The following is a 26,461-nucleotide window of genomic DNA, read 5'->3' on the forward strand; positions in this document are numbered from 1 at the left end:
GATCAATCCTCCAGAATCTTAAAGACAACTCGACGGTTTTCGGCTCGTCCCTCTTCCGTTTTATTATCTGCAATAGGAGAGCTTTGGCCAAGTCCCTTAGTCATGATACGGCTCTCTTCCACTTGGTGTCGAGTCTTTAAATACTGAGCTACGGAGCTGGCTCTATCCAAAGAGAGCTTCTTATTCACAGTCTCGCCGCCAATATTATCTGTATGGCCTTCAATGACTATTTTGACTTTTGGATTTTTCTTTAAGATCAATGCAAGGCGATCCAATTCTGTTTCAGATTCTCGCGAAATATCGACTGAGCGAAACGCAAAAAACAAATTGTTTAATACTATTTCATTCCCTTTTTTGATCTTTGGCAAAATGAGTAGGACTACTTTTTCCTCTTCGGCTTTCTCTTTTCCCATCAAATTTATGTTTTGTGAAGCAGGTAAATAACCTTCCTTTTCCCCAAAAAATGCATAGTTTTCTTCAAAGGGTAAAATAATTGAAAACTCACCATTATTTGGATCGGATACTGTAGATCCTAATAGCTTTTTTTTGCTTAAAGATTCATAGTGTACGGAAGCAGATAGAGGTTTTCCCTCTTCATCGACCACCTTTCCTTTTATGACAACCACGGGATCAGGAGAGAAGGATTTTGGAATGGAGGCCATATATAACTCTCCATCTTTTGATACATAGGCCCACGAACCAACTGCCGGTATAGAAAAGAAATTTACACCTCTTAGATTGGAGGACAACTCCATCGGTTCGGACCATTGGTTCCATGTATCACTCAAACGTTTAGAAACATAAATTGAAATTCCTTCTCTTCGTCCATTTGATGAAAAGTACAATGTTTTGTCATCGGGAGCTAGAAAAGGTGCCATCTCCTCCTCCAATGTATTGATTGTATTTCCAAGGTTGATTCCATCTTCGAAAGTTCCATTTTCATTCTGAAATGTGACATACAAATCTAGTTTGCCTAGGTTCTTTCTTTGTTGTGCAGAATAGATGATGGTTTTGCCGGTTGTCGATAAAGCAGAGCCACCAAACACTTGTTGATAAGGATTGTCTTGTTTGCGGTACCAATTATAAAAGGAAGGGAAATGAATTGGGCTAGGAGCCGAAAATCCATTTTCTTTTCGAACAGATTTGTACAATGGAGCTCTATTTTGAATTTTTTCAGATCTCTCTCTGTACTCTGTTTCAAGTCTCGCCAATCTCTGGTTAAAGTCTTTCGCATTGACTGCATCACGGGAAACATCTTGCGACTTGAGGAGCATTTCTTTTTTTAAAGTCTCAAGCATTTCTTCTTCACCAAAATTACCAAATACAAATAGTTCATTTCCTCCGGGGAGAGCTGAAATGACAGCAGAAGGAAGTTTATTATTCAGTGGCGAAGGAAGTTGCTCCCCCGGTGCCCAAAATCCGTTCGCATCTTTTTTCGATGCCCAGATTTTTTGCGTACTGCGACCACCCTCACGAACCAAAGCAGTCCAAAATAGCATCTTTCCATCAGGAGTCACTTGGGGATTGAATGCAAACTGCCCTCCAGTCACATACCTTGGGATTTTTTTAAGAGTCCAATCGGCAGGCTTTTGAGATTCAAATGGCGCAATCTCATACCGCATGGGCGAACAGGAATCACCGTTTACATCACATAACACCCGTATAGTTTTAGTGCTCAGTAAAGCTAACTCTTCTTGGAGAACAGAGGGATTTAATCTCACAATCTGCTTCTCGGTTCGGAGCAAATGCCCACTATTCAATAGCTCACCTACCAAAACCTGGAGGCCATTTTGGTGATTCTGTGAACTAATGAGACCACCTCCCAGAAGAAAGATGAGAATGATGAGAATCCGCGCCATATCACTGGAAATGTCGGTTGAAAAGAGAGTTTCCCTTAGAAAATTGACTCTATGATCTCTGCAAGCGGCATCACCGTATCCTTTGGAAAAAAACCCCTATTCGAAAACGTCTCCATCAAGTTCAAACCAGGCTGTCGTTATGGCCTAATTGGAGCCAATGGCTCCGGAAAATCGACCTTTATGAAGGTATTGGCGGGCATTTTACAGCCAACGGCAGGTGCGGTCGCAATCGACAAGGACATCAAGGTGGGGTATCTAAAGCAGGACCACTACGAGTTCGAGACGGAGACCGTTCTAGGGACAGTTTTGCGGGGCAATCCTGAGCTTTGGAGCCTCATGCAAGAACGGGATGCCATTTACGCAAAGGAAGAGATGACGGATGACGACGGGATTCGCATCTCTGAAATCGAAGAGCGTTTTGCAGACCTTGGTGGATACGAAGCAGAATCCGTGGCAGGCGAACTCCTAGAAGGACTCGCCATACCAACCAACATCCACAACAAACCCTTGAACTATTTGACTGGTGGATTTAAACTTCGGGTTCTCCTTGCCCAAGTCCTCTTTTTGAAACCGGATGTTCTCCTCTTAGATGAGCCTACCAATCACCTTGATATCAAAACCATTCACTGGTTAGAGGAATTGCTTCTCAATTATGAGGGAGTTGTCATTGTAATTTCCCACGATAGGCACTTCATCAATTCCGTTGCCACTCATATTGCGGATTTGGACTACAATACGATCCGCATCTTCTCTGGAAACTATGATGATTTTATGATTGCAGCTGAGCAGTCTAGAGACCAACTCGTGAACGAAAACAAACGTGCTAAAGAAAAGATAAGCGACTTACAGGAGTTTGTTTCTAGATTCTCGGCCAACGCAAGTAAATCGAAACAAGCAACGGCCAGACAGAAAATGATAGAAAAGATCAAAGCTGAAATGACCGAAGTCAAACCATCATCTCGTGTTGCACCTTATATACGTTTCAAGGCAAAACGAGTTCTTGGAAAGGATGTCTTTGAAGCGATCAATATCAGTAAATCCTATGGGGATCTTTCTGTGATTAAGAGCTTCAGTATTTCGATCTCCAAAGGAGAAAAGGTAGGTATCGTTGGAACAAACGGAGTTGGGAAGTCTACCTTACTCAAACTTCTTATGAAAAAGTTAGAACCAGATGTTGGTGAAGTTAAATGGGGAGAGTCTGTCGAAGCATCTTATTTTCCGCAAGACCAGAGAGAGGCTATCGAGCCTGATGCCGATACCCTTATCGAATGGCTCTTAAGAAATTCTCCCCAAGGAACCGAAGTGCAAGAGATACGAGCAATCCTCGGAAGGATGCTTTTCTCAGGTGATATGGCAAACAAATCCACCAAGGTTCTCTCGGGAGGTGAAAAGTCTCGTATGATCATAGGTAAAATGATACTCGCCTGTGACAATGTGATAGCACTTGATGAACCAACAAACCACCTTGATTTAGAGACCATCGAGGCCCTAAACTATGCTTTGTCTTTATTTGAAGGTACGATTTTGTTAGTATCCCATGACCGAGAATTTATCTCTTCACTCTGTACAAGAATCATTGAGGTGACACCTGAAGGAATCAAAGACTTCAAAGGGACGTATGATGAGTTTTTGGAAAGAGAGGGATCAGACTTTTACAAACGTTTGGCGGGTGGCCCAGTCGTATCCGATTAAAAATTTTGCTCTTTCAGCCAAGAAACGAAAGAACGAAGTGCTTTTCCTCTGTGAGACACTTCGTTTTTTTTTGCTTCTTCTACTCGGGAGAAGTTTTTTTGAAACGGTGGATAATAAAAAATGGGGTCATAACCAAAACCATAAGGACCTTCTCCATCATAGGTATCAGAAACCAATCCATCAACCCTTCCCTCAAATGCGATTTCAATATGTTTCCATACAAAACTGATTACACAAATGTAGTGAGCATTCCGATTTGTGTGGGTTCCCAACTCTCCCAATAAAAACTCTGCTCTTTGTCTATCATTGAATTCTGGTTTGCCATAGCGTGCAGAAAGTACACCCGGACGATTACCCAAAGCCTCTACACAAATACCTGAATCATCCGCAAAGGAAGGAAGTCCCGTGAGACGATGCAATTCCCGTGACTTGATGAAGGAATTTCCTAAAAAGGTATCCTCAGTTTCTTCTGGGTTAAAGGAAATCCCCAGGTCCTTCGGACCTAGAACCTTCCAAGCTGTATCCTTTAGAAGTGAATGGATCTCTTGGATTTTGTGAGCATTTCCAGAAGCAAATGCAATCTCAAAAGGCATTGTTGTTTATCTATCTTCTGCATCTAATTGAAAGGCTTCCAAAGCGGATGCCATGTCTGGAAATAGTTCAAAGACCTTGTCTAACATGGTGATCTCGAACAATTGTATGAGATCCTCATCTACAACGATGACTTTGATATCTCCATTCATCGGTTTTAACTTACGTTTGGTGGCAACAAAGATACCTAAAGCAGTAGAACAAATGTGATGGACCTTGGTTAAGTCCAAAATGATTTTTTTTACGGATCCTTGTGTCAGTTTGGAAAGCTCTTTTTCTATCTCATCGGAATCTACTTTGAGAATAGCTCCAGAAAACTTCACGATCCGAATATCATTTTTGATCTGAACTTCCATTCGATTCAATCACCTTCATTATTTAGTATCACCAAGCAGGTAACGCGCCTTGCTCCAGATAGCCGAAACAATCTGGCCACCTCATTTAAAGAGGCACCCGTAGTGAATATATCATCTACAATCAAGATATGAAGTCCCTTCCAACTGCTATCTTTTTTTCTGAACCGAAATGCCTTTTTTGCATGCAAAAATCGCTCATAGAAGGACTTACCTGATTGTTTCTCATCTGAGACCTTTCTCAAAGGAGATTGGAGAGGGATGTTCCATTTGCGAGCCAAGCGACTTGCAAGTTGTGAGGCAGGATGGTAAAACCGTCCTATTTTTGTGTCCTGAGATGGCAAAAAAACGATCCGATCAGGCCTCTGCCGCAAGCGACGAAGCTTTCCTAAGGTATCAAGAGCAAAGTAGCGACATAAAACTTCATGCAGTTCGAACTTATTTCTTTGAAGTAAAAGGTGCTCCATTTTGGTTCGCACTCTCAAAGAAATGATTTCATCAAAAAAAACAAACCTAGAACTGCAATAAGGGCAATCCGACTCCTCCTCTGTTAGATGTTGGCCGCATTGTTGGCATGAATGTATTTTTTGGTATCGTTTCTGTTCTTGGTGACGGTCTCGCAAACAAGAACGGCATACACCAAATCTCTCCGCATACGAATCAACTTTGGAGCAAACACAACACTGCTGGGAATAAAAAAAGGTTAAGAAAGGCGAGAGATTCATCTCTCGGAGAAGGTTCCAGGACCGCTAAAACGGTCCTGGGGAGAGAAAAGAGATCTTACGGTTTTGTTTCGGTTTTTGCAGGCTCAGATTTGGCAGGCTCAACTACTTTTGCTCCATCAGCTTTTTGGATGATGGAAGAAGGAGGAGTTAGGTCTACATTGAATTTAAGCTCAACGATCTCAGATTGGTTTCCTACATTGTCGATCGCTATTGCCCTAAGGATATGCTCACCTTGGGTTTCCACTTTAATCGCCTCGGTGTAAGGTCTGAATTCTGTTTCTGCGTCCAACTTCACAAGAACTTTCTTAACGCCAGATTCTTTGTCGGCTGCATTCACATAAAATACATTGCCTTTCTTTGCATAAGACTTGCCGCTAATATCCACGAGTGGAAGTGAAGGCACGATCTCAACTGTAGGTTTTACATCGTCTACAGAAATGATAAGAGAAGACTCAGGTGAAGTATTTCCTGATTTGTCAGTTGCCGAATACTTGATTACGTTTGCGCCACCTTTTTCAAGTTTGATTGGCTCTGCGTATGTTTTTCCTGCTTCTGAGTTAATGCTGTATTGAATACTTTGAACACCAGTTTGTTTGTCTTCTGCGATGATCGCGTAAGAGTTGTTTTTTGATGTAAAAGGAACTCCATCGAGAAAGAAAAATTGTTCTGAAGGAACTAAAGATACTCTTGGAGCAGTGTTATCAACGTAGATCACTAAAACTTTTGGAGTTTCTGCATTCCCGGCTTTGTCAACAGATCGATAGTGGATCTCTGTCATCCCTTCTTCCGAAATTCGGATCGGTTGAGTGAAACGACGGAATTCTCCGTTCTTTGGTTTCCATTCAATGAAGTCTACCGCTGAGGAATCATCCTTTGCTTCGAGAGTAAAAGAAGTTTGGCTAGTGATGAATAAAATTTCTTTGTTCGCAACACCAACTGAGGAAGGTGCCGCTGGCGTAGCTTCTTTTTTCTCGCCAAGAATTTCTTTGACTTTTGTCTCTGCGGTATCCGCTCCTGTTTTCACTTGCTCAGAAGTGGATTCTGTTTTTTTAACTGCTGCATCTTTAGTCGAAGTATTTGCTTTTGGCTCCGTAGTCTGTGCAGATAGTTGGCCAGCTAAGAATAAAGTTACAATGGCCAAGGTATATTTGTGCGCCTGCATTATTGAGTATCTCCTTTTTACCGATAAAACATATATATCCCTTCTGAAAGGATTTATTGTCAACTTGATTGCATCCAGAATTCGCGCTTTCCTCTTCATTTTTATTGCCTTTCCGGTAACTATGTCGTCAGAGGTCATAATCTGGAAGGAAATCATCTTAGAGAATTTTGAAGAGGCAAAATTTTCGCAGGAAAACTTAAAAACTAGACTGGAAAAGGAGACGGTGATGGCGGACCTCTCCCTTTCGAGGAATATCACCGCCCCCATCCCTGAGTCTCGGCAATCCCTTGTCATACGGATTCCGAAAGCTGCCAATTATCCCTTTGCCTTTTACTTTCCAGAACCCCTTGTCTTACGTGGCTTTGTGCGTGAGATCAAAGTACCGCTCTACTCTTCGCAATCTTTGGGCAATATCACCATGATTGTGGAAGACCAATACTTCGAGACCAAACAAATCATGGTAAGCTCCCTTAACTTTCGAGGTTGGAAGGTTTGTAGCATCTCCTTTGCACAAGTTATGGAACAGAATGACCGCATCTTCCAACGGTCTGCCAATATGCGAATCCTCGGTTTCTATTATTTGCCAAATGAGGAAAATGCAAAAAACCAAGAGGTGCTCATTGCCATTGATGACATAAGTGCGGTTGTGCGTGACAAATACCGGCCTCTCCGTGATAAGGGAATCCTCTTGGAGGAATGAAAAACCTGCCTCTTTCCAGGATTTTTGTCGGAAAAATCTCTTTTCTTTCCAGCCAAAGAGAAGATTGTGATCTTTAATGAATCTAGAACTCTCCCTTGAGCAATATGAAACTCTTCTCAAACTTGTTTATATGGGGGACTGGGTGATTTCCACCTTACAGGCCAAAGAAAGAGTCGAGGACGAAGGCGATAATGACTCGCGGTATGCCGATGTAGTGCGGCATATTTTCCAACAGGCAGAAGCGGTCGGCCTAGGAAACATTGTCCAAATTGACCAAAACAATGGAGAGCCTTACCTCACGCGAGAATTCGAAGAAGAAAGCGGACTTGTCGATATCTTAGAAGACTATGAAGACGAGGTGTTTTGGCAATCTCTGATTGAAAGACTAGCCCACAGAGATTTCATTCGCCACTTTGGCGAGACTGCGATCACCGAGATGGCGATAGAAGAAAGAATAGAAAAAGAAACGCCTTTCCATGATTTTTGGGCCAATGAGTTTCACGAGAATGGTGTAGAAAATCTAAAGGTATAGATGCAGTTTACCTGATATCTTTGGATTTTGGCCAAAGCAGTCGATCTTCTCGCAGCTTTTTTTGGTTCATCGCTTCCATTAAACGTTCTTTCAGCACATAATCGATACGACTCTTCGAAATGTCAGAGATGTTTCCACTCGATTCGCGTAACTCACCATCCTTCAAAACGAAACTCAAAGTTTCAAAAGCCTTTTTCAGGAGAAAATCACCTTCTTCTCTTTCCTGAGGAATCTTTGCCCAAACAGAGAGAGCCTCTTCTAAATAACGATCCTCATTTTCAGCTCTTCCCATTTCCCAGAGGATTCTACCTTTTTCAAAATAGGCGTCTTTCAAACGATAGGATTTGGGAGAATTTTGGATTAAGGTATCAATGATCTCCAATCTTTTCTTTGCATATAACTTCTGTACGATGGCAATGTCGCTAATTTTCTTCGATTTTAAGATTGGTTTGTATTTTTCGATCACCCTACGAAGAGTTTCATAACGAATGGTTTCTTTTTGTTCGGGACTTGCCGCATTCACAATGGGAACACTTTGAAAGAGTTCAAATAGGGCACGAGCTTGGATCTCGTATATGTTCTCTAGAGTAAATAAAATCTCTGTCCCAACCTTCGTTCCTAGATTCTCTGCCAATAGTGCCATCATCTGCTTGAGAAAGTCTTCTTTGTTGAGATTTTCTTGGAAGTAATCAATCGTAAAGTATGTTGGGTCACTACTGAACGGATACGCTAACCTTTGGAGATTCTCATAGTAAAGATCTCGAACAAAGAGAGAAAGATCTCCTTTGTCAGGATCATAGCCCATAAAGCGGGAAGAAAACTCTTCCAATTGTTTTTCTTTTTTTTGTTTAATCGTACGGTCAAGATACTGTGATCGTTCTGATTTGCCCATTTCTAGGGGAGTTTTTTTTATTGTATCTCCCTCTTTCGAAATCTTCATCGTAATCGGATTTAATTCTTCTCCGCCTTTTCGGAATTCTTCGATGATTCTATTTCTTTCCTTGTGTAAGATTAAATTATCTTCTGCTGAGTCAAGATCTACTTTAAACGGATCACGGATTGTAGATAATGTGGGAAGCACTTCTTTAACGATGATATCTTCGTATTCTCGATTCCTTTTTATATAAGAATCAGCTACACCAGAATTTAATGGAACTTTGTCATATTCTTCTTTAAATTTTTTCCGAAGGTCAGATGTAGATTCTAAATTCTCTACCAACTCTTCCCATTTTCCATCTTTGTACTTTTCGGAGCTAAAGCCTTTACCTTCTCTCTCCCCTCCTTCGTCTTCACTTTCGTTTTCTTGGCCCTCCTCTTGACTGCCCTTTGGACTGCCCTCTCCCCATTTTCCACCAAATTCGAAACTCAGCTCTACTTCTTTACTTTCCTCCTCAGCATATATCCAAGGCGGGCCGCATAACAAAGTACGATACGGAGAATCGGCAGCATTATAAGCATACACAAATATGCTTATATGACAAACCACAGAAAAATAGGCTGCAATAGATAACCTATATCGTTTAATGAAATTGAGTACGCTGTTTCCCATAGTAAAAGAAAAAAAGACTCGAAAGGAGTAAGTAGATCCAAGTTAAAAGATTTCCATATTTACGGTAGAATGTGATTTCACCAGGGATTACATCTACGGTTTTCAAGAGCGAGGCACTGCTTTCAATAGGCGTAAAATCTCCGTCCACATTGCGTCCGAGATGGTCTGTAAACACAGAAGTACCAGAATTTGTGGATCTAACTAACCATTTTCTGAATTCGATTGCTCTCATCCTACCCAAGGTATGGTGTTGGAAAGATTGAATCGTCGGACCGTACCATTTATCATTCGTTACATTTACAATAAAATCAGGATCCCCTTGAAACTGCCGAACATACTCAGGGATAATAACTTCATAACAAATTAATGGTAAAAAAGATCCCACTTGTTGTTCTGCTTGAATCTTTTTCTGGTAGTACTCTTTTAGACTATTTTCGTTAAAATAATCCAAATCTCCCCATGTAATATCTGTTAAATTTTCATTGTTCCGAAGTGGCTCGTAATAGGGTATTAGAGCCAGTGACTCTCCCTTTGCAAACTTTCCAGTTTGGCCACTCAGAGCATACATCCACTCGAAGGGCATATACTCACCAAAAATAAGCAAATATACTTTTTGGTAACTGGTCTTTCTTTCCCCTTGAGGAGAATAGAGTGCGCTTGAATTGTATGTCAACATATCTGAGCGTCGGATGGAATCCTTTGCGAACTCCACATCTAACTCATTGAAAAAAACGTTCGCTCCATGCCGCAGAGCCAATGTCTTGATAAACAATTCAAATTTTGGCCAATAAATACCTGCTGCCTCGGTTGCTTCATGTTTATGTGCAGAGAAAAAGGGAACACCTGACTCTGGCAATACGATTAAATCCAATGGCTGTTTCTTTGCAGCAGCCAAACTCAATTGATCTATGCGTTCCATAAGCAGACGAATCTCTTCTACAACAGACCTTCCATCTCGAAATTCTAGAGGAGCATTGGGTTGGATAACCAAAACTTGTTTCTGTGCCACTGGCTTGACATTGGCCCACTTTCTAAGCAATAGGTATCCATTCGCCCAAAAAAGGAGAAAAAATACTAAAATAGAACTGAAACCAAATAGAATTCGATTTAGCTTTGCATCAAATCTAAGGTGACTTCCGCCAAACAAACGTTTTTTTAATAGTAAGAATCGAGATTTGATCCTTCTATAGGAAAAAACAGAAAACAAAAAATAAGAAAAAGTAAACAACAGAACCGTGAGTCCATATGCACTTGTGTATTCTGCATTTTGGGAGAGGATCAAATTTTCTCCTACGATACTTCCAAAGTACCAAGGGAAAACTTGAGGGGCAATAAATTCGGCAGCTAACATGGAGAATCCGGCTATCCAGGGAAACCATCGCTGCAACCTAGTGACCAAAAAAGAAAAAATGAGTAAGAAAATTGGAAATTTAAAATTTAAGAAGATCCCTGAAAGCACAAAAATTGGAAAGGCCAAAAACCAAGGAAAGCCACCAAACACGGTTACCATGTGGTAAATCCAGTGAAAAGAAACACAATAAAAGACAATCGCAAAACCAAAGCCATGGAAAACTAAAGCGGACCAATCCCCCCTATACCTCTTCTCAATGGCAAAGAGTCCGATTGGGGCAAGCCAAACAAAATAGGATTGGGAAAAGGGAGCGAAGGCGAGCTGTGCAAAAACTGCAGTCGAGAGATAACAGAATAAGGAGTAAGCACCTTTCTTTGAGATTAAAAACCGAAAGAATTGTTTCATACTCCCCACTCTATCTGAAAAAGTTTACGATTTGTTGTAGTTGTTGTTACCGTTTTGTACTTTTGTAAAAATCATCTTTCCTGCGGCAGTTTGAATGATGGAAGTTACTACAACTCTAACTTCTTTGTTCACAAGGTGGCCACCATTTTCGATGACGACCATAGTACCGTCTTCCAAATACCCAATCCCTTGGTTTTCGTCTTTTCCTTCTTTGATGACAGAAATTGGAAATTCTTCTCCAGGCAAGACAACAGGCTTCAAGGCATTTGCTAGGTTGTTTAAATTTAAGACTCGAACACCTTGTAATTCTGCCACCTTATTCAGGTTAAAGTCATTTGTTACGACGGCGGCACCAGTGTCTCTCGCCAACTTCACTAGTTTTGCATCTACCTCGCGGGTATCTGAATAATCCGTATAGGTAATCTTTACTTCGATGGAGCCTTTTCTTTGGAGTTTGTTTAACATTTCCAAACCTCTTCTTCCTCTTGCCCGTTTGATAGGGTCTGAGGAATCCGAAATCAGCTGTATCTCACGTAAGACAAAGTTGGGAAGGATGAGTGGACCGTCGAGGAAGTGGGTGTCTGCAATGTCCAAGATCCGCCCATCAATGACCACAGAGGTATCTAAAATCTTTTCCTTGGGTTGTGAACTAGAGCCCTCTAGACCAGGGATGGCAAAGCTTGTGCCTGAACTGGCACCGACTCCACCTCCGCCAAAGATGGCAAGGCCTGGTTTTTTTGCAAAACTTAGGCCTACTTTAACTCCCGTTACAAACAGAAGGAAAGCCAAAGTAATGGAGGCAGGCTTCCAGCCATAGTCATTCAGAAGACTTGCTGGATACGAAGCGAGACCCAAGCCAAGAAGCCCAAAGAGTGATGCAAGCAAGAGAGTATCTGCTTTTACTTCCGGGTAGAGTTTCTTCTCACCGAATGCCAGAACCACAGTGTAAATAAGAACCAATCCGGACAAAGAAAGCGAAAGAATCAAATTCTGAGATTCCGCATACAGGAACAAATAAGAGGCCAAACCGACTACAATAGAGCCGATGGCCGAAAGGAGTTTTCTCATATCTCAAACCTTTTTAGCCAAAAAAATTTGAGTAGGTACGGAAGTTTACTCTAAATCTAAATCATCCTCTTCTTTTGGAGGAGGTGGTGGTGCCAAACCTTGGACAGATGCCGCTAACACGTCAGAAACAATGTTTCCTGCTTCCTCTTGAGATACCCCTTTGCTAAGGGCAATTTCCATCTTTACTAAGTTGTAGGCACTTTCGTAGAGCTTTCGCTCCATAATCGAGAGTTCTTTTCCATACGCCCTTTTGTAAAGATTCCGGCAGACATCCGCTACTTCAAAGATAGAACCAGATTTGATCTTGTTCATGTTGTTTTGGTAGCGAACTTTCCAATCTTCTTCCGTGTCGATTTCATCCTTTTTCAGGAGAGTGAGAACCTTTTTGATCTCTTTTTTATCAATAATCGACCGGATGCCAACCTCAACGGCACGCTCTACAGGAATCATGACCTTCATCTTGGAACCTTGAATTTCCATGATGTAACAGTCCTTCTTCTTCCCCAGAATGACTTTTTTGCCAACTTCTGTGACTTCGCCCACTCCATGGATCGGATAGACTACATAGTCCCCTACCTTGAATTTGGGCTCTTTGGTTTTTTCGTTTGTTTTCTTAATAGCCAAGTAAGTATAATAACTTCCGTAAATACTCTTATCCTAAGTATAACCTGGAAAAAGTGGAATGTCAAGGCGATGGGTAAAAATTAACTTAAAATCGAATTGTTTTTACCATTGCATCACCAGAATACGGGATCTGGCGGCTGATCCTATCCAAGGCTTCGCGAGCATCTTCCATGCGGTAAAAGTATCCTGCGTATAATTTTCCGGTAGAGGTACGAAAGATCCTACCTTGGAGGCTGGGATCTGCTTGCATCAACTGTTTGCCTAGCTTTCCTGCCTCTTCGGGCGAAAAATTGCCAATCTGTACCATGTAGTTGATTTGGTCATTCTTGGGAGGAAATTTAAGTCCCGGGACTAGGGAAGAAGCAGTTTCTGGGCTAGGTTCCGTTGGCTTTTCTACTTCAGTAGCAGTTTCTGTAGCCATCGGCCTTCCAACATTGGAAAACGATCTTTCGGATTGGGAAGCAAAGCTTCTTTCCTTTTGGGACATTTGGATCCCCACAACCATTCCTGCAGTGAATAATAAAATAGCGCCGATCAAGAGTACAAATGCTGATTTAGGCTTGGTCCGTTGTGAGTGGTGTATGTATCCCTGGCTAGGTGAGGACTCATATGGGTCGGCTGGGCTGTATCCAAGATTGCCTCTCAGTCTTCGTGAATAATCTATATTTTGCATGGACTTCCCAATTCTCTTTTCTCTAACAATCGGTTCAAAAAGTGCAAAAATCGATTTCTTTTTTTAGAAGGCATAGACAAAGGGAGGAAAATGAAAAACCCGAGGAGACCGTAAGCACGCTCGGGTTTTCTTCCATTGGGAATCTGTCTTTCCTAGGGGAAGTTTAGAAGTATTTGGTACCTTCAAATCCTAAACTAGGAAGGATTCTAGTGATGATATCCACCATGGAAAAAGCAAAGAGAAGTGCTAGGAAACCAAATGCAGAAAGAAAGATGACTCTGTTGAGCATATTGTCATACTTTAAGTGCATGAAGTAAGCTAAAACGAAGAAAGCTTTCACTGATGCAACTCCCATAGCAACAACCATATTCAATTTTCCAAGGTCAACATAGGAGACAGCAACGGTGATTACTGTTCCGACAAAAAGGGCCATCAAAACAAGGGCATAGGTTCCAATGGAAATGATGTGGTGCTCATGCTCCTCTTCTTCCTCTCCATCTCCATCTTCTACCCACATAGAGGCAGACGCATGGTCTTCCTTATGGTCCTCATCGCCTAAGACAAATTTCAATAATTTGCTGTCTTTGTTCTCTTCTCTAAACTTCTTGAATCGGTCTGTCTGGAAAAACTGAGAGAACCAGTTCCAGATAAAGCCACCAATGGTTGCCGTTGCAATGCCAGGAGCAAAGATTCCAAAACCAAGCACTGGAGTAAAAACCGCAACTAAGGCAATGAAGTAGAGTGCGTAATTGATAACGTATTCCATTCTAAATTCCTTTTAACCTACAAGATAGAGCAATGGGAAGAGGTAGATCCATACTAAGTCGACCACGTGCCAGAACAAACCAACACCTTCTACGACTGTATAGTATTCAGGTCCAACTTTTCTTCGGATAGTTTTGATCATCACCCAAAAGATCAAAATCATACCAGCTACCACGTGTACCCCGTGTAAGCCCGTCATTACGAAATAAAAACCAAAGAACATTTCCCATTTAGGACGAGAAATGATGTTTTTTAGTTTCTCAGCTTCTTCCGGACCCACATGGTTTTTCTCTTGGAGGCTTTTGTCTTTCAAGAGGGCACCAATTTTGGATTCACAGGTATCCCTCTGAGCACCTTTGCCACAGGAAGGGTCTACAAGCGAAAACTTGCCAGGAACGGTTCCTACATGGATTTTGTGTGAATACTCGAAGTATTTCACAACCATGAAGATACCCCCACAAACAAGGGTAATCGCCAACATAATGGTAGCTAGTCGGTGGATGCCTCTTTGCACATAGTTGATCGCGGCAGCCATCGTAAATGAAGAAATCAAAAGCACAACGGTGTTTAAGCCACCGAAAATCTTATTCAAGGAATCCGAGCCGTTTTTGAAAACAGAAGGATACAAAGAATGATAGATGAGATACCCGACGAAAAGTCCGCCGAACATCAAAATCTCTGTGCAAAGAAAGAGCCAAATCCCTTGTTTGGATGAGGCATATTGGTGCTCAGCACTCTTGAAGTGGTGCTGGTGGTGGAATTCGCTTGAAGAACTAACGGAAGTCATATGGGCCTGCAGTTACAGTTGGTGTATCGATAAAATTTTCATGAGGAGGAGGAGAACTAGTCTGCCATTCCAGAGTCTTAGCACCCCAAGGATTGTCAGAGGCTTTTTCACCCCAAATCATTCCATGGAGGATGGTCGCAAGACCGATCAAAAAGCCTAGACCGATGAGCCAAGAGCCCACAGTCGAAATCTGGTTTAGGTTTGTGTACTCCGGAAGGTAGTCAAAGTATCTTCTTGGCATACCCATCGCTCCCAATACGAATTGTGGGAAGAAAGTAACATTGAACCCTGTGAAGATAAAAACCCAAGACAGACGCCCACCTAAATCGGAAGTCATCTTTCCAAACATTTTAGGGAACCAATAGTAGATACCACCCATGAGAGCCATGAGAGTACCACCCACCATTACATAGTGGAAGTGTGCCACGACGAAATAGGTATCATGGAAATGGACATCCATACCAGTTGAGGCCAAGAAAACCCCGGTGAGACCACCAATGGTAAAGAGGAACATAAATCCCAAGGCAAAGAGCATCGGAGCTTCAAAGGAAACTGTGCCTCGGTACATTGTAGAGATCCAATTGAAAAGCTTAATCGCTGTTGGAACCCCCACAAGCATTGTGATCACAGAGAATAAAACCCCAGCAAAGGTAGATTGGCCGGAGACAAACATATGGTGCCCCCAAACGAGGAAGGAAACTGCCGCAATCGCAACGGAAGAGTAGGCAATGGCACGGTATCCGAAGATCGTTTTTTTGGAGAAAGCGGTGATCAGTTCAGAAATCACACCCATCGCTGGGAGGATCATAATGTAAACCGCAGGGTGGGAATAGAACCAAAAGAAATGCTGGAATAGAACTGGGTCACCGCCGAGCTCTGGGTCAAAGATTCCAATCCCGAGTGTCTTTTCTGCCGCAATCAATAGGAGAGTAATCGCCAAAACAGGAGTTGCCAAAATTTGGATGATGGAGGTTGAGTAAAGGGCCCAAATCATCAAAGGAATTCTGTCCATGGTCATACCAGGAGCCCGTAGCTTATGAGTGGTTACGATGAAGTTCAGACCCGTCAGGATGGAGGAAAATCCCATCGTAAAGGCACCCAAAACAAGTAAGATCACTCCGCTCGAGGTCTTAGCGGTGGAATACGGAGTATAGAAAGTCCATCCCGTATCTACTTGATTGAAGTACATCGAAGACGCTGCCGTTAAAGCACCCGCAATGAAGATGTAGTAAGAAGCAAGGTTCAATCGTGGGAAGGCCACATCCTTTGCACCCAATTGGATGGGAAGAACGAAGTTTCCAAGAAAGGCGGGGATGCCCGGGATGATCACCATGAATACCATGATGGCACCATGAAAGGTCATGAACTTGTTGTATGTATCCGGTTCTAAAAGTGGAGTCGATCCGAACTTAGCAAGGTGCAAGCGGATTCCGAGAGCAAAAAATCCTCCGATGAGGAATAGAATCGCTACTGTCGCAAAGTACATCAGACCAATTTTTTTGTGGTCTTTTGTAGAAAGCCAGGACCAGATCCCTTTCCCGTGGTGGAGGTAATCTTCGCCGGTAGCGTGACTGTGTGCAGTGTGTGTCTGTGCTGAACTCATCTCGTTTCCCTTATTTGATAGTTTTTATGTATTCAATTAGATGTTCCACTTCCTCATCACTGAGTTGTCCTTGGAACAGTGGCATGGCTGGTGGATAGCCTTCCACAACCTTGGCTGAGGATACTAGAATGGACTCACGTAAGTAGTTTTCGTCTGCTTTTGCTTCGGAACCATCCACAAACTTTCGTTTGTTTTCGTAGAGACCTTTCATAGTAGGACCAACGATTTTGGTTCCATCAATCGAGTGGCAGCTGGCACAAGCTTTCTGAGCAAAGAGAACCTTTCCTTTGTCAGCTGGTGTATCTGCGCCTTTTTTCTCTGCGTGGTACCAAGCTGCGTATTCCTCTGCTGGTAGTGCTTTGATCTTGATCATCATACCCGAATGTTTTGTGCCACAGTACTCTGTACAGAAAACGATGAATTCACCTGGAAGTGTGGGTTGGAACCAAAGTTGGGAATACCGCCCAGGAACCGCGTCTTGTTTGGTTCGGAAGGCAGGCACATAGAAACTGTGGATCACATCCTTGGAGGTGAGAACCAATTTGGTTGCTTTGCCGGCTGGTACGATGAGTGGGTCATTTCCAGAGCTGTAAAACTCTTTACCATTGGCGTATTTATAAGTCCAGGCCCACTGCTCTGCTGTCACATGGATCTCTGCGGCAACATCCGTCGGGGGAACTCTCAGTTTTTCAAAGATCACCATACCCCAATAGAAAATCACGAGCAATATGATCAATGGGATGAAAGACCACATAAACTCTGCGAAATTGTTGTGAGTGATGTAAGCTGACTTTTGTTCGTCGGTAGTCCTCTTGAACTTGATTAAGAACCAAGTCATTCCACCGATGAGAATGACAAATGAAATCAAGCTAGAAACAAGAAGAAACGCGTAGAGAAGATCTACTTCTTTCGCAATTTCAGTGGCTTGAATCGGCATGAATGTGGTTGCCGGAAAGCTTGTGATCAAAGACATCTATGAGACTCCTTGTGGGTATTTCTTTGAAAATTTTCGCCAGTTAATGAATAAAAACGATGCAAGCAAAAGGAGTGTGATTCCCCCACCCATCTGCATTATTCTGTATGCGTATATCGTATATTTATTTTTTCGGGGATCAAATTGAAAGCAAAATAAAGCAAAGCGGTCTACAAAACTTCCTATCTTGCCCTCACTTGCCTCCATGAAGGCAAATTTCAAATCTCTCTCGTTGAATTGAATGCCTTGGAAGATTCGGGAAACCTTACCTTGGGGAGTTAAGACATACACACCACTCGCATGGATGAATTGTTGGGAAGGCTCGTCCCAACGGTAACGAAAGTCTAGCTGTTTGGCCAAAGAATCAATAGAAGATTGGGCTCCGGTAAGTAAATGAATTCCATTCTCAGAATCTTTCCTTCCATAATCTTGCATGTAAGCTTGTTTTTTCGGAGCGGAGATATCTTTGTTCTCTCTTGCGTCAATAGAAACGGCTATATATATGTATTCCTTGCCGGCAGACCAATCCAAAGCCTTTAAGGTTTTGAACACACCATTCATGTGGTAATTGCATAGGGTGGGGCATTTGAAATAAACAGGAGATAATAATATGGGTTTTCCTTTCTTCAGAAAAGAACCTAAGCTGACTGTCTCCCCTACTTCATTTTGAAACGGAATCTCTAAATCAATTGCCTTTCCTGTCACATCCGAAAACCCAATCTGCTTGAGTTCAGACGGGAGCACATTATCCTTTGTTAGATTGGAATGCGGGTCATAAGCGAATAGACTATGTCCAGAAGCGACACATAGTAAGAAAAGTTTGACCAGCTTCCTACCAGAGATCGGCAAGATAGATCTCATTTTGTTTGTGCGCTTGGGTTTGATCCGCCTGGGTTTTCTGGAGTGCCTGGGTGCACGAGGGAAATGTATAAGAAGAAAATGATATTGAATGCAAGTGTGATTAAGAAGGTCCAGTACCCAGCTTTGTTGTAGAGATCTTTTTGTGCCATCGTTAAAATTCCTTATATGTTGGACTATGTTCGAATCTCTCTGAAAACTCCAACAATTTTTAAGTTTGTCTAGATTAAATTTATTTTCGCCGAAAACCCCTGGAAAATGCTAGTGAAAGAACCAGAAAGATGAAACTCACTACTTATTATTTTACATTGTCAGGGATGATTTTATTCAATTTGATGTTCGGACCTCTCGTCAGAGCAACTGACTCTGGCCTTGCCTGCCCCGATTGGCCTCTTTGCTACGGCAAGTTTGTGCCTGAATGGACCTTCCATATCTTTATGGAGGTGGGGCATCGCTACTACTCAGGAGCGATTGGCATACTTGTATTTTGGGGATTGTTTCGCGTATACAAATCCGAAGGAAAGGGTCTTCTCTTTCGCATTGCAATTTTGAGCTCTGTATTACTAGTTTCGCAAGTCATACTCGGAGCCTTGACCGTTACCAAACTCCTCCACCCCACAACAGTAAACCTTCACCTATTGAACGCCATCTTACTCTTATTAACCTGTGGAACCATAGCCTTATTGGCAAAGAAAGATACCGCTGCATGGAATTGGCCTCCGCAAGCCTGGCAGATCTTTGTACTTTTGTTAGTCGGCATTTTCTATCAAATCTTTTTAGGTGGAAAGGTGAGTTCAAATTACGCAGGCTTGGCTTGTCCAGATTTTCCAACGTGTTACGGTGAATGGATTCCTCCCATGGAAGGGAACATAGTCTATCAAATGGAACATAGATACTTTGGGTATCTACTCGCTCTTCTTGTATTTGGGACCACTAGCTATGCAATATTTTATCTGAAAGCAGAAAAGGTGAAATTTTACTTAAAGTTAGCAAGTTATCTCATTGTATTACAAATATTACTTGGAGCATTCAACGTTATCTATCACCTGCCAAAACTTCTGACAGGCATACATACCTTAAATGCTGTTCTCACATTGTTGGCTTGTTATACGGCGACATTTTATCATTTTAGGAAAGTGAGTTAATACAAAGGAATGTTTAAAATTTGGAATCAACTAACAAAACCAAGGGTTACTGTTTTGGTACTGGCAACAGTGTTCCCTGGTCTTTATCTTGGTTCCACTGAAAAACCAGGTCTTACGATAACCCTTTGGACTTTGTTTGGTACTTATTTAATGAGTTCAGCCTCTTTCATTCTCAACCAATACATTGAGAGAGAAAAAGATTCTGTGATGTACCGTACCAAAATGAGACCTATACCCTCTGGTGTGATTTCACCAAGGCTTTCTTTGGCTTTAGGAATATTCACTATGGCCCTCGCCTTTCTTGTCCTCTGGTACTTTGTAAATCTATTGACTGCTTTTGCTGCTTGGTCAGCACTTTTGTTGTATGTGTTTCTATATACCATCTGGTTAAAGCCAAGAACTGAACAAAACATTGTCATCGGTGGGATTTCAGGATGCATTGGCCCTCTGATTGGATATGCAGCAAGTTCCAATTCCTTACCGATGTCTGCTTGGATGCTTTTTTTGATGATCTTTCTTTGGACACCGGCACATTTCTGGGCTCTGGCAATCTTTCTGAAAAACGATTATGAATTTGCAGGTATTCCGATGATGCCCGTTGTTTCCGGCGTTGATAAAACAGTGAAACAAATCTTCTTCTACACTCTGGCTTATTCTGCTTCGGTGATTGGCTTTTATTTTATCGAACCACGTATGGGTGCCCTCTATTTGGGATTTGCCTCTATACTCACGGTTTCCATCCTTTTTTTCGCCTTAAAACTCTTAAAGAGCAAAGAGCCAACGCTTGCAAAACAGTATTTTTTCTTCACCATCATGCACCTCTTCCTCGTGAGTTGTGCGATCGTGGTCGATGCCAGACTGTAATTTTTTTTATTGCCTAAGTAGAAAAAATACTCCACTGTTTGCCCATGGCAGTGTTATCTAAATATTTTTCAGACCAAGACCTCGCTGAGATCAAAGAAGCAGTCAAACAAGCAGAATCAAAAACATCCGGAGAAATCGTACCTTATTTTGCTGAGGCATCCCACCATTACAAAGAGTACGCTTGGCAGGTTGCGTTTTTGGGTGGCGCTTTAGGTGGCTTCGCTTTGTTTATCCAATCCCAATTCGTAGATTCCTCTTGGGGAGAAATTCCTTTAATATATGCCATTCTCTATATTTGGACAGGGTCGTTGATCGGTTTGGTGCTTGGAACTGCATTGCCTATATTGAGAAAACTTTTTATCAGCAATAAAATGAAATCCTTTTATGTAAACTTAAGGGCAAAAGAAGCATTTTTGAATGAAGAGGTTTTCCGAACCAAAGATAGAACAGGCATCCTTATCTATATTTCTTTTTTTGAAAAGATCGTACGCGTTTTACCTGATGTAACAATCTCAAAGATTGTACCTCAATCCGATTGGAATGAAGCAGTTCGATTGATAATAGACGGTATGAAATCAGGAAATAAAAGAGCAGGGATTGTCGCATCTATTTTGTTTTGTGGTAATTTGTTAACCAAATATGGTGTTGAAATCCAAAAAAATGACCAAAATGAACTTTCCGACGAAATTCGGGATGGTGGTACTTTACTGTAAACTATGACGCGATCTCCAAATAAAATGCGTTCTTTTCTCTGTCTGAGTCTTTTGCTATTTTCATTTAGTAATATCCATTCCGTTGAGATCCCACCTTTGACACGTCAGGTGACTGACGAGGCAGGGATACTTTCCACTGAAATGGTTCGTCAACTCGAATTGAAGTTGAAACAAAACGAGTCCGAAACATCGAACCAAATCGCCGTGCTCATCCTCTCTTCTCTTGAAGGCGAGATCATTGAAGATCTAGCAGTAAAAGTCTTTGAATCTTGGAAATTGGGTCAAGATAAGAAAGACAATGGTGTCTTACTTCTCATAGCGATCAAAGATAGAAAGATGAGAATAGAGGTAGGCTATGGATTAGAAGGTGTCCTAACAGACCAGCTCGCTTCTCGTATTGTTAAACAAGAAATCCGACCTAGATTCAAAGCGGGTGAGATGGACGAAGGTGTCGAGGCGGGAGTGAATGCAATCATTGCTGCGACTAAGGGAGAGTACCAACCTAGCGAAGATGATGTCGTTACCAGCCACAAAGAGTCTCGCAGAGATCCATTGATCTTTGCCTTCGTGTTTCTGGGTATAGGCTTGTCTGTACCCGGGATTATAGGTTACATCTTTTTGCTCCTTGGTGTACTGCCCTTAAAATTGGCTTTAGAAACATTGATTCCTTTCCCTTTTTGGATCGTTCCATTTTTATTGGTTTTAATCATCTTGGTTGTGATAAAAATAATGTTTCGAAAGTCTTCTGGTGGTAGCGGGTTTGGTGGGGGCTTTTATGATAGTGGGTCATCTTGGTCAAGCGGTGGTGACTCCTGGTCCTCTGGAGGCGGTGATAGTTGGTCTGGAGGTGGTGGTGATTCAGGCGGGGGAGGAGCTTCTGGGGATTGGTAACACTTACCCCTCAAGCAGAAGTAAAGAGAAAATTGCCGATTTCAAAGACGATGCAAGTTACATCGTCTTTCCAAACAGTTTTCTGCATCTTTTGAAACAAGCCATCCTTAATATAGGTAGTAACGTTCTCCAGAGGTAGATCTCTTGTTTCTTTGATCAAGTCAACTAACTCCTCTAATGCGGCCGTGCCATCCATCTCATTGAGCTCTTCAAAAATCCCATCCGTAAACAAAAACAGTCTATCCTCCGCTTCAAATTTCACATCAGTAATACCAAAGCGAAACTGTTCCAAGATACCAACGATAGGTCCTGTATTTTCCAAAACTACGATCTCTCCGTTTTGCTTGTGGATGATTTGGTTTTGTGTGCCTGCGCCTGCAAATTTTAGTAGATTTTGGGAGAAGTCAAAGTCGACAACGACTGCTGGGAAATAGATGCGTAGTTCTGCATTTTTATCATAGAAATGTTGGTTCATGTAATACAATAGATCGTTAGGCCGAGTCGCCACTAAATTGAGTCTTTCAAATTCAGATTGGATCATCATTGTATATAGGGCAGCTTGCAATCCGTGACCTGTCGCATCACAGAGAAAAACCCTGACATAGCCATCTTGGATTTTTTTAACAAAATAGATATCGCCACCCACGTCAGCCAATGGTTTGTAAAGGACAGAAATCTTAAGAAAAGGTTCTAACTCTGGGATGAGAGTAAGGCTTTGCACAATACTTTTTGCTAACTTAAGGTCTTTGTTGATTTGGTCCAATTTGGATTGCAATTCAAATGTTTTTTCTTTTGCTTTTTCTTCTAAGCGCTCATTTAAAATCGTTAATTCTTGTTTTGTGCCTTCCAACTCTTCGTTCTTTTGAGTCACCTGTCTTGCTAAAGTTTCCGCTTCTACAAATCCTAGGGAAAAATTTCTAGCGATAGAGATGGATTGAAAGAGAAACATCATGAAGATACCGTAATGGGCAAGTAAAGGACCAACTATGATGATATTATTGACTAGAACATCATTGATGCCTGCGGCAACAAAGAGTAAAAAGCTAATGAGAAACAAAGTGGAGCCTGGGTACCTTTTTCGTATCGACAAGCTTATGATGACCAAAGATGCAACCGCTGCAAAAAGTGTGAACAATTGGTACGGTATCATAAAATAAGTGAAAAATGAAGATCGCGTGAGAACTACTAAAAGAGAGATCAGCACACCAGTATTGAAAATAAAACGATATAACCAAATAGGGTAAACGGACCGAAACATCAGAAACATATAACGAACAAAAATGGGTGGCACTAAAAAGAAAGTAAGGTAACTAAGTTTGATTTGGACCTCAAATGGCATTGATGGGAAATAAGTTGTGAGGTATTTATTGCCTGTCACAAATACACGCAAACAGATCAACAAACAAGCCAAAGCAAACCAAAATGAATGTGGATCCTTTCTTCTGTAGAAAAATAAAAATAAATGGTAAATCCCCATGAATAAGATACTGCCAACCAGTAGCATATCTTTTAGGATTTCATTGTCATAGAGCGCATGTATGTCTTCGGAATTTCCAATCTTGATAACTTGGGCAGGACCACCTTTTCTATGGTGGTAATTGGAAATCTGCAAAACAAACTCTGTGCTATTTTCCTCGGGCACGTAGTCAACAATTTGAGGTCGATACTCTGGTTTTGAAAATCTTTCTTCGGAGGAAACAATGCCGTTCCGGGCAATAATGCGGTTGCCAGCAAACAGTGTAAATGCGGTCTCCATTTCAGGGATTTTCAGTGAGAGTGGAGAATTTCTCATGTTATGGATGAGTTTTAGACGAAATGTGGCAAAGCCGTCCCCTGCAACGAATCCTTTTTCAAAAAACGACTTTGTCCAAATCCCCGGGACGTGGAAGTACTGTTCATTGCCCAAGGAATTGATCAAGGCCACATCACTTGGAAACACAATGAGATTTGGGTAATACTGCCAATCCCCTGTTAGGTCTAGGGGAGTTTGGGTTTGAACGAAATAATGAGAAGCATCGAGGAGTCCTTTTTCCGCCACGGGCGGCAGAGAGGGCCTTTCGCAATGGAAAAAAAAGAAACAAAGTAAGGCGAGTGAAATCTTCTGAATAAGATGCAATTTCACCCTCCTTGTTAGGTGATTTACAAACGACTCTGCACTGGCACATACTTCCGCTGGTTTTCACCAACGTAAATCTGCTTGGGCCTTACTTTGCTAAAGTCGCCCTTTTTCCTCTGCTCTTTCCAATGAGCAAGCCAGCCAGGTAGTCTCCCTATGACTTGCATCACAGAAAACATAGTTTTCGGAATCCCTAGTGTATGAAACACAAGGCCAGAATAGTATTCTAAATTCGGATAGAGGAGATGATCAATAAAATATTGATCATTCCAAACAACTTCATCAATTTTTAGCGCAGTTTCTTCTATCTGGTCTAACTTTCGGTTGCGATAGAAATCGTGTATGATCCCACGAGCCACCTTTGCCCTCGGACTGACCGCATCGTACGCTTTTTGTCCAAAACCATTGGAATGGAGTTTCACCTCTCCTCTTTTAAAGCGTTCAAAGTAATCTACCACAGAAGTTCTGGACTTGATGATATCTTCCATTAGCTCAATGGCGGCAGTTGGACGACCACCTTCTCGAGCTCCCCATTGGGCCATGATACCTGCAGAGATACAAGCGAAAAGATTTGCTTTGGTGGAACCAACGACTTGGACCGCTGTATTGGAGACATTTTGTTCGTGGTCAGCATGTAAAATCCAGATTTGATTCAAAAGCCGATCAAACTCTTCTGGTACCTCATAACGTTTGGCGGGTACAGAATGCATCATATGTAGGAAATTTGTGCAATATGGATTTTGGTCGAGAGGGTAAACAAAGGGATGGCCGACAGCATGTTTGTAGGTAAAGGCTGCGATCGTTCTTACTTTCGCAAGGAGCCGAGCAATGAGATCAACTCCCATGTCTAATTTTTCTTCGTAGTCTTCTTGGTAGTAGCTGGAAAGTGATGTTACCATGACAGAAAGTACGGCAAGTGGATTGGCAACTCCAGGAAAGCCATCAAAGAGATTTAACATATCTTCGTGGATCATAGAATGCTTTGATAGGCGACCAGAAAAATCAGATAACTCTTGTTTATTGGGTAAATTACCATAAATGAGCAAATAGGAAGTTTCTACAAATGTAGATTGGTGCGCCAATTCACCGATATCATAACCTCGATAGGTCAACTCTCCCTTTTCTGGGTCTCGTCTTGAGACCTTAGACAGACCTAGTGCGGTATTAAAAAGACCTGGGTCAATGGTCACTAGACCTGTTTTTTTGTAAAATTCAGAGATATCTACGCCTTCTTTTCCATCTGTCCCTACGACGATGGGAAACTGATACGACTTTCCGTTGATGTGGATTTCCACCTGGCTCATTCCAAAACCTCTCTACCACAATGTTCAGGAAGGGAAGTTAAGAATCTAGAATAATTTAAGATTGGGAGAGGGCAGATTCAATAGAATCGTGGATCAAAACGAAATCGGTAAGCCCGACAATGTCCATCACCTTACGAAAATGGTTGTTGAGACCTGCAAACTCAATCTTTCCTTGGTTTTCGGAAGATTTTGTGATGAGGCTGATCAAGGTAGCAATGCCCGCCGAATTGATGTAAGAGGTATCGGTGAAGTTTAAGATAACCCTCTTTTTTTTGTCAGCGGGGATAGAGTCATAGGATTGAACAATTTCGTCCTCTGCCTCGGATGTGATTTCACCAGAAATGTGAATCACTGGGAGCACTCCCCCATTCTCAAAACCGAGTCGGATTTTGAATTCTTCAATCATAATGGTTCCAGGGAAATCGCGAATGAGGTATGGTCAAGAAAAATTAACGGGCTGCTTTTCGTTCTTCTTTCGATAAACGCCCAAAGGCTTGTTTGCACTTTTTACAAACAAAGTAGACATCGATAGGATTTGCAGAAATCCCAATGAGTCCCATGGCAATCATACCCCATGTGGAGTATTTGACTACTTTTTTGGCATCTTGGGATTCTCGGGTGGTTCCGCAGTCGCAAGTGGCACGGTCTTTTTTGGAAATGGGGGTGGTCATGAGGCAAGATTTGTTCTTTCTCATCCTAGGACGAGAAAGAACTTAATTGGCTGGATGGATTAATTTTTGCCTAAGTACTCAACGTACTTTGCAAGTAGAGCAATGTTCTCATTCCCAAGGTGTTTGTAGGCAACCATAGGGGAGCCTTTGATCCCTTCATTGAGAGTTTTGGTAATAGCAGCAACTGTATTTCCATTCTTCCATTCGTTTGCAGGGGCTTTAAAGTTTCTAGGTTTTGGATTCAAAGCTGCTGCCGCTGCTCCGTCGCCAGCTCCTTTTTCGCCATGGCAGGATGCACAGTTTTGGAGAAAGATCTCTTCTCCTTTCGCAATTTCAGGATCTTGTGCTACAGCAGGAGCTGCAGTTTCTGTCGGAGCCGCTTCTTTTGGTTTGTCGCCACAAGCAACAAGGAATAGAGCAAGGGCAATCGTGGATAAAGAAATCGTGAGTTTGTTCAGTTTCATTTCACTCTCCAGAGTTAATTAAC

The 26,461-nt window shown here is 42.0% G+C and carries 28 protein-coding genes; 7 read left to right on the top strand and 21 right to left on the bottom strand.

The genetic code is table 11. From position 1 onward, the window contains the following. Positions 1–2: 2 nt before the first annotated feature. Complete coding sequence (locus DI060_RS11705) at positions 3–1,859, bottom strand: OmpA family protein (protein WP_108976801.1); 1,857 nt, start codon at positions 1,857–1,859, stop codon at positions 3–5. Between the two features lie 51 nt (positions 1,860–1,910). On the opposite strand from DI060_RS11705, the gene DI060_RS11710 reads away from it, so the two are divergent. Beyond that, positions 1,911–3,551, top strand: a complete 1,641-nt coding sequence (locus DI060_RS11710; RefSeq protein WP_108976803.1) for an ATP-binding cassette domain-containing protein — start codon at positions 1,911–1,913, stop codon at positions 3,549–3,551. Here the strand turns inward: DI060_RS11710 and rdgB are convergent. The 4 genes from rdgB to ompL47 all read right to left on the bottom strand — a co-directional run bounded on the left by rdgB (position 3,548) and on the right by ompL47 (position 6,382). Then, positions 3,548–4,144: an RdgB/HAM1 family non-canonical purine NTP pyrophosphatase gene (rdgB, locus tag DI060_RS11715; RefSeq protein WP_108976805.1), complete on the bottom strand. Its 597-nt coding sequence runs from the start codon at positions 4,142–4,144 to the stop codon at positions 3,548–3,550. The genes DI060_RS11710 and rdgB overlap by 4 nt on opposite strands. A 6-nt stretch (positions 4,145–4,150) precedes the next feature. After that, on the bottom strand, positions 4,151–4,498 hold the full coding sequence (locus tag DI060_RS11720) for an STAS domain-containing protein (RefSeq protein WP_108977131.1): 348 nt from the start codon (positions 4,496–4,498) through the stop codon (positions 4,151–4,153). 5 nt (positions 4,499–4,503) lie between these two features. After that, a complete protein-coding gene (locus tag DI060_RS11725) occupies positions 4,504–4,962 on the bottom strand; it encodes a ComF family protein (protein ID WP_108977133.1) in 459 nt (152 codons plus the stop codon). A gap of 313 nt (positions 4,963–5,275) precedes the next feature. Continuing rightward, entirely contained in the window at positions 5,276–6,382 is a 1,107-nt protein-coding gene (gene ompL47 / locus DI060_RS11730) for a multi-beta-barrel domain surface protein OmpL47 (RefSeq protein ID WP_108976807.1), read from the bottom strand. Between the two features lie 226 nt (positions 6,383–6,608). Between ompL47 and DI060_RS11735 the strand changes: the two genes are divergently transcribed. Together DI060_RS11735 and DI060_RS11740 are read left to right on the top strand one after the other, a co-directional pair. After that, positions 6,609–7,082: a flagellar assembly protein FlaA gene (locus tag DI060_RS11735; RefSeq protein ID WP_244594376.1), complete on the top strand. Its 474-nt coding sequence runs from the start codon at positions 6,609–6,611 to the stop codon at positions 7,080–7,082. Between the two features lie 76 nt (positions 7,083–7,158). Beyond that, a complete protein-coding gene (locus tag DI060_RS11740) occupies positions 7,159–7,614 on the top strand; it encodes a hypothetical protein (protein WP_108976812.1) in 456 nt (151 codons plus the stop codon). A gap of 7 nt (positions 7,615–7,621) precedes the next feature. Here the strand turns inward: DI060_RS11740 and DI060_RS11745 are convergent, their stop codons facing one another. The 11 genes from DI060_RS11745 to DI060_RS18980 form a co-directional block, all read right to left on the bottom strand. Further along, entirely contained in the window at positions 7,622–9,163 is a 1,542-nt protein-coding gene (locus tag DI060_RS11745) for a hypothetical protein (protein ID WP_108976813.1), read from the bottom strand. Beyond that, positions 9,135–10,919 (bottom strand): apolipoprotein N-acyltransferase, encoded by a 1,785-nt coding sequence (locus tag DI060_RS11750; protein WP_108976815.1) that lies wholly within the window; start codon positions 10,917–10,919, stop codon positions 9,135–9,137. The genes DI060_RS11745 and DI060_RS11750 overlap by 29 nt, the downstream gene beginning before the upstream one ends. Positions 10,920–10,943: 24 nt before the next feature. Continuing rightward, complete coding sequence (locus DI060_RS11755) at positions 10,944–11,987, bottom strand: PIN/TRAM domain-containing protein (RefSeq protein ID WP_108976817.1); 1,044 nt, start codon at positions 11,985–11,987, stop codon at positions 10,944–10,946. Positions 11,988–12,032: 45 nt separating this feature from the next. Further along, on the bottom strand, positions 12,033–12,611 hold the full coding sequence (locus DI060_RS11760; protein WP_108976819.1) for a CarD family transcriptional regulator: 579 nt from the start codon (positions 12,609–12,611) through the stop codon (positions 12,033–12,035). A gap of 85 nt (positions 12,612–12,696) precedes the next feature. After that, a complete protein-coding gene (locus DI060_RS11765) occupies positions 12,697–13,284 on the bottom strand; it encodes an SPOR domain-containing protein (RefSeq protein ID WP_108976821.1) in 588 nt (195 codons plus the stop codon). 163 nt (positions 13,285–13,447) lie between these two features. Further along, positions 13,448–14,050: a cytochrome C oxidase subunit IV family protein gene (locus DI060_RS11770; RefSeq protein WP_108976823.1), complete on the bottom strand. Its 603-nt coding sequence runs from the start codon at positions 14,048–14,050 to the stop codon at positions 13,448–13,450. A gap of 12 nt (positions 14,051–14,062) precedes the next feature. Continuing rightward, on the bottom strand, positions 14,063–14,836 hold the full coding sequence (locus DI060_RS11775) for a cytochrome c oxidase subunit 3 family protein (protein WP_108976825.1): 774 nt from the start codon (positions 14,834–14,836) through the stop codon (positions 14,063–14,065). Next, positions 14,823–16,439, bottom strand: coding sequence for a cytochrome c oxidase subunit I (locus DI060_RS11780; RefSeq protein WP_108976827.1), 1,617 nt, complete (start codon positions 16,437–16,439; stop codon positions 14,823–14,825). The genes DI060_RS11775 and DI060_RS11780 overlap by 14 nt, the downstream gene beginning before the upstream one ends. 10 nt (positions 16,440–16,449) lie before the next feature. After that, positions 16,450–17,412, bottom strand: a complete 963-nt coding sequence (coxB, locus tag DI060_RS11785) for a cytochrome c oxidase subunit II (RefSeq protein WP_439956912.1) — start codon at positions 17,410–17,412, stop codon at positions 16,450–16,452. Further along, the gene (locus tag DI060_RS11790) at positions 17,413–18,273 is read right to left on the bottom strand and encodes an SCO family protein (RefSeq protein WP_108976829.1); all 861 of its coding nucleotides are present in this window, start codon (positions 18,271–18,273) and stop codon (positions 17,413–17,415) included. Continuing rightward, complete coding sequence (locus DI060_RS18980) at positions 18,270–18,422, bottom strand: hypothetical protein (protein WP_167836990.1); 153 nt, start codon at positions 18,420–18,422, stop codon at positions 18,270–18,272. Before DI060_RS18980 ends, DI060_RS11790 begins: the two co-directional genes overlap by 4 nt. A gap of 129 nt (positions 18,423–18,551) precedes the next feature. Between DI060_RS18980 and DI060_RS11795 the strand changes: the two genes are divergently transcribed. The 4 genes from DI060_RS11795 to DI060_RS11810 are packed head-to-tail and all read left to right on the top strand — an operon-like array spanning position 18,552 to position 21,883. Next, the gene (locus DI060_RS11795; protein ID WP_108976831.1) at positions 18,552–19,415 is read left to right on the top strand and encodes a COX15/CtaA family protein; all 864 of its coding nucleotides are present in this window, start codon (positions 18,552–18,554) and stop codon (positions 19,413–19,415) included. Between the two features lie 9 nt (positions 19,416–19,424). Next, positions 19,425–20,279, top strand: coding sequence for a heme o synthase (cyoE, locus tag DI060_RS11800; protein ID WP_108976833.1), 855 nt, complete (start codon positions 19,425–19,427; stop codon positions 20,277–20,279). 44 nt (positions 20,280–20,323) lie between these two features. Further along, positions 20,324–20,992: a TPM domain-containing protein gene (locus tag DI060_RS11805; RefSeq protein WP_108976835.1), complete on the top strand. Its 669-nt coding sequence runs from the start codon at positions 20,324–20,326 to the stop codon at positions 20,990–20,992. A 24-nt stretch (positions 20,993–21,016) separates the two neighbouring features. Further along, positions 21,017–21,883 carry a TPM domain-containing protein gene (locus tag DI060_RS11810; RefSeq protein ID WP_244594377.1) on the top strand — a complete coding sequence of 289 codons (867 nt, stop codon included), beginning with the start codon at positions 21,017–21,019 and terminating at the stop codon, positions 21,881–21,883. A 10-nt stretch (positions 21,884–21,893) separates the two neighbouring features. On the opposite strand, the gene DI060_RS11815 is transcribed toward DI060_RS11810, so the two are convergent. The 5 genes from DI060_RS11815 to DI060_RS11835 are packed head-to-tail and all read right to left on the bottom strand — an operon-like array spanning position 21,894 to position 26,438. Continuing rightward, positions 21,894–23,999, bottom strand: a complete 2,106-nt coding sequence (locus DI060_RS11815; RefSeq protein WP_244594378.1) for a PP2C family protein-serine/threonine phosphatase — start codon at positions 23,997–23,999, stop codon at positions 21,894–21,896. A gap of 23 nt (positions 24,000–24,022) precedes the next feature. Beyond that, a complete protein-coding gene (locus DI060_RS11820) occupies positions 24,023–25,303 on the bottom strand; it encodes a citrate/2-methylcitrate synthase (protein WP_108976839.1) in 1,281 nt (426 codons plus the stop codon). 55 nt (positions 25,304–25,358) lie between these two features. Further along, positions 25,359–25,709, bottom strand: a complete 351-nt coding sequence (locus DI060_RS11825; RefSeq protein WP_167836991.1) for an STAS domain-containing protein — start codon at positions 25,707–25,709, stop codon at positions 25,359–25,361. A 43-nt stretch (positions 25,710–25,752) separates the two neighbouring features. Continuing rightward, positions 25,753–25,974, bottom strand: a complete 222-nt coding sequence (locus DI060_RS11830) for a hypothetical protein (protein WP_108976841.1) — start codon at positions 25,972–25,974, stop codon at positions 25,753–25,755. Between the two features lie 59 nt (positions 25,975–26,033). Next, the gene (locus DI060_RS11835) at positions 26,034–26,438 is read right to left on the bottom strand and encodes a c-type cytochrome (RefSeq protein WP_108976843.1); all 405 of its coding nucleotides are present in this window, start codon (positions 26,436–26,438) and stop codon (positions 26,034–26,036) included. Between the last annotated feature and the right edge of the window lie 23 nt (positions 26,439–26,461).

Origin of the sequence: Leptospira ryugenii (assembly GCF_003114855.1) — a bacterium.
Taxonomy (GTDB): domain Bacteria; phylum Spirochaetota; class Leptospiria; order Leptospirales; family Leptospiraceae; genus Leptospira_A; species Leptospira_A ryugenii.

Bases quoted from the DNA above. Each gene is read 5' to 3' on its own strand.
- DI060_RS11705 (WP_108976801.1), bottom strand. From the start codon at position 1,859: ATGGCGCGGATTCTCATCATTCTCATCTTTCTTCTGGGAGGTGGTCTC.
- DI060_RS11710 (WP_108976803.1), top strand. From the start codon at position 1,911: ATGATCTCTGCAAGCGGCATCACCGTATCCTTTGGAAAAAAACCCCTA.
- rdgB (WP_108976805.1), bottom strand. From the start codon at position 4,144: ATGCCTTTTGAGATTGCATTTGCTTCTGGAAATGCTCACAAAATCCAA.
- DI060_RS11720 (WP_108977131.1), bottom strand. From the start codon at position 4,498: ATGGAAGTTCAGATCAAAAATGATATTCGGATCGTGAAGTTTTCTGGA.
- DI060_RS11725 (WP_108977133.1), bottom strand. From the start codon at position 4,962: ATGGAGCACCTTTTACTTCAAAGAAATAAGTTCGAACTGCATGAAGTT.
- ompL47 (WP_108976807.1), bottom strand. From the start codon at position 6,382: ATGCAGGCGCACAAATATACCTTGGCCATTGTAACTTTATTCTTAGCT.
- DI060_RS11735 (WP_244594376.1), top strand. From the start codon at position 6,609: ATGGCGGACCTCTCCCTTTCGAGGAATATCACCGCCCCCATCCCTGAG.
- DI060_RS11740 (WP_108976812.1), top strand. From the start codon at position 7,159: ATGAATCTAGAACTCTCCCTTGAGCAATATGAAACTCTTCTCAAACTT.
- DI060_RS11745 (WP_108976813.1), bottom strand. From the start codon at position 9,163: ATGGGAAACAGCGTACTCAATTTCATTAAACGATATAGGTTATCTATT.
- DI060_RS11750 (WP_108976815.1), bottom strand. From the start codon at position 10,919: ATGAAACAATTCTTTCGGTTTTTAATCTCAAAGAAAGGTGCTTACTCC.
- DI060_RS11755 (WP_108976817.1), bottom strand. From the start codon at position 11,987: ATGAGAAAACTCCTTTCGGCCATCGGCTCTATTGTAGTCGGTTTGGCC.
- DI060_RS11765 (WP_108976821.1), bottom strand. From the start codon at position 13,284: ATGCAAAATATAGATTATTCACGAAGACTGAGAGGCAATCTTGGATAC.
- DI060_RS11770 (WP_108976823.1), bottom strand. From the start codon at position 14,050: ATGGAATACGTTATCAATTACGCACTCTACTTCATTGCCTTAGTTGCG.
- DI060_RS11775 (WP_108976825.1), bottom strand. From the start codon at position 14,836: ATGACTTCCGTTAGTTCTTCAAGCGAATTCCACCACCAGCACCACTTC.
- DI060_RS11780 (WP_108976827.1), bottom strand. From the start codon at position 16,439: ATGAGTTCAGCACAGACACACACTGCACACAGTCACGCTACCGGCGAA.
- coxB (WP_439956912.1), bottom strand. From the start codon at position 17,412: ATGTCTTTGATCACAAGCTTTCCGGCAACCACATTCATGCCGATTCAA.
- DI060_RS11790 (WP_108976829.1), bottom strand. From the start codon at position 18,273: ATGAGATCTATCTTGCCGATCTCTGGTAGGAAGCTGGTCAAACTTTTC.
- DI060_RS18980 (WP_167836990.1), bottom strand. From the start codon at position 18,422: ATGGCACAAAAAGATCTCTACAACAAAGCTGGGTACTGGACCTTCTTA.
- DI060_RS11795 (WP_108976831.1), top strand. From the start codon at position 18,552: ATGAAACTCACTACTTATTATTTTACATTGTCAGGGATGATTTTATTC.
- cyoE (WP_108976833.1), top strand. From the start codon at position 19,425: ATGTTTAAAATTTGGAATCAACTAACAAAACCAAGGGTTACTGTTTTG.
- DI060_RS11805 (WP_108976835.1), top strand. From the start codon at position 20,324: ATGGCAGTGTTATCTAAATATTTTTCAGACCAAGACCTCGCTGAGATC.
- DI060_RS11810 (WP_244594377.1), top strand. From the start codon at position 21,017: ATGCGTTCTTTTCTCTGTCTGAGTCTTTTGCTATTTTCATTTAGTAAT.
- DI060_RS11820 (WP_108976839.1), bottom strand. From the start codon at position 25,303: ATGAGCCAGGTGGAAATCCACATCAACGGAAAGTCGTATCAGTTTCCC.
- DI060_RS11825 (WP_167836991.1), bottom strand. From the start codon at position 25,709: ATGATTGAAGAATTCAAAATCCGACTCGGTTTTGAGAATGGGGGAGTG.
- DI060_RS11830 (WP_108976841.1), bottom strand. From the start codon at position 25,974: ATGACCACCCCCATTTCCAAAAAAGACCGTGCCACTTGCGACTGCGGA.
- DI060_RS11835 (WP_108976843.1), bottom strand. From the start codon at position 26,438: ATGAAACTGAACAAACTCACGATTTCTTTATCCACGATTGCCCTTGCT.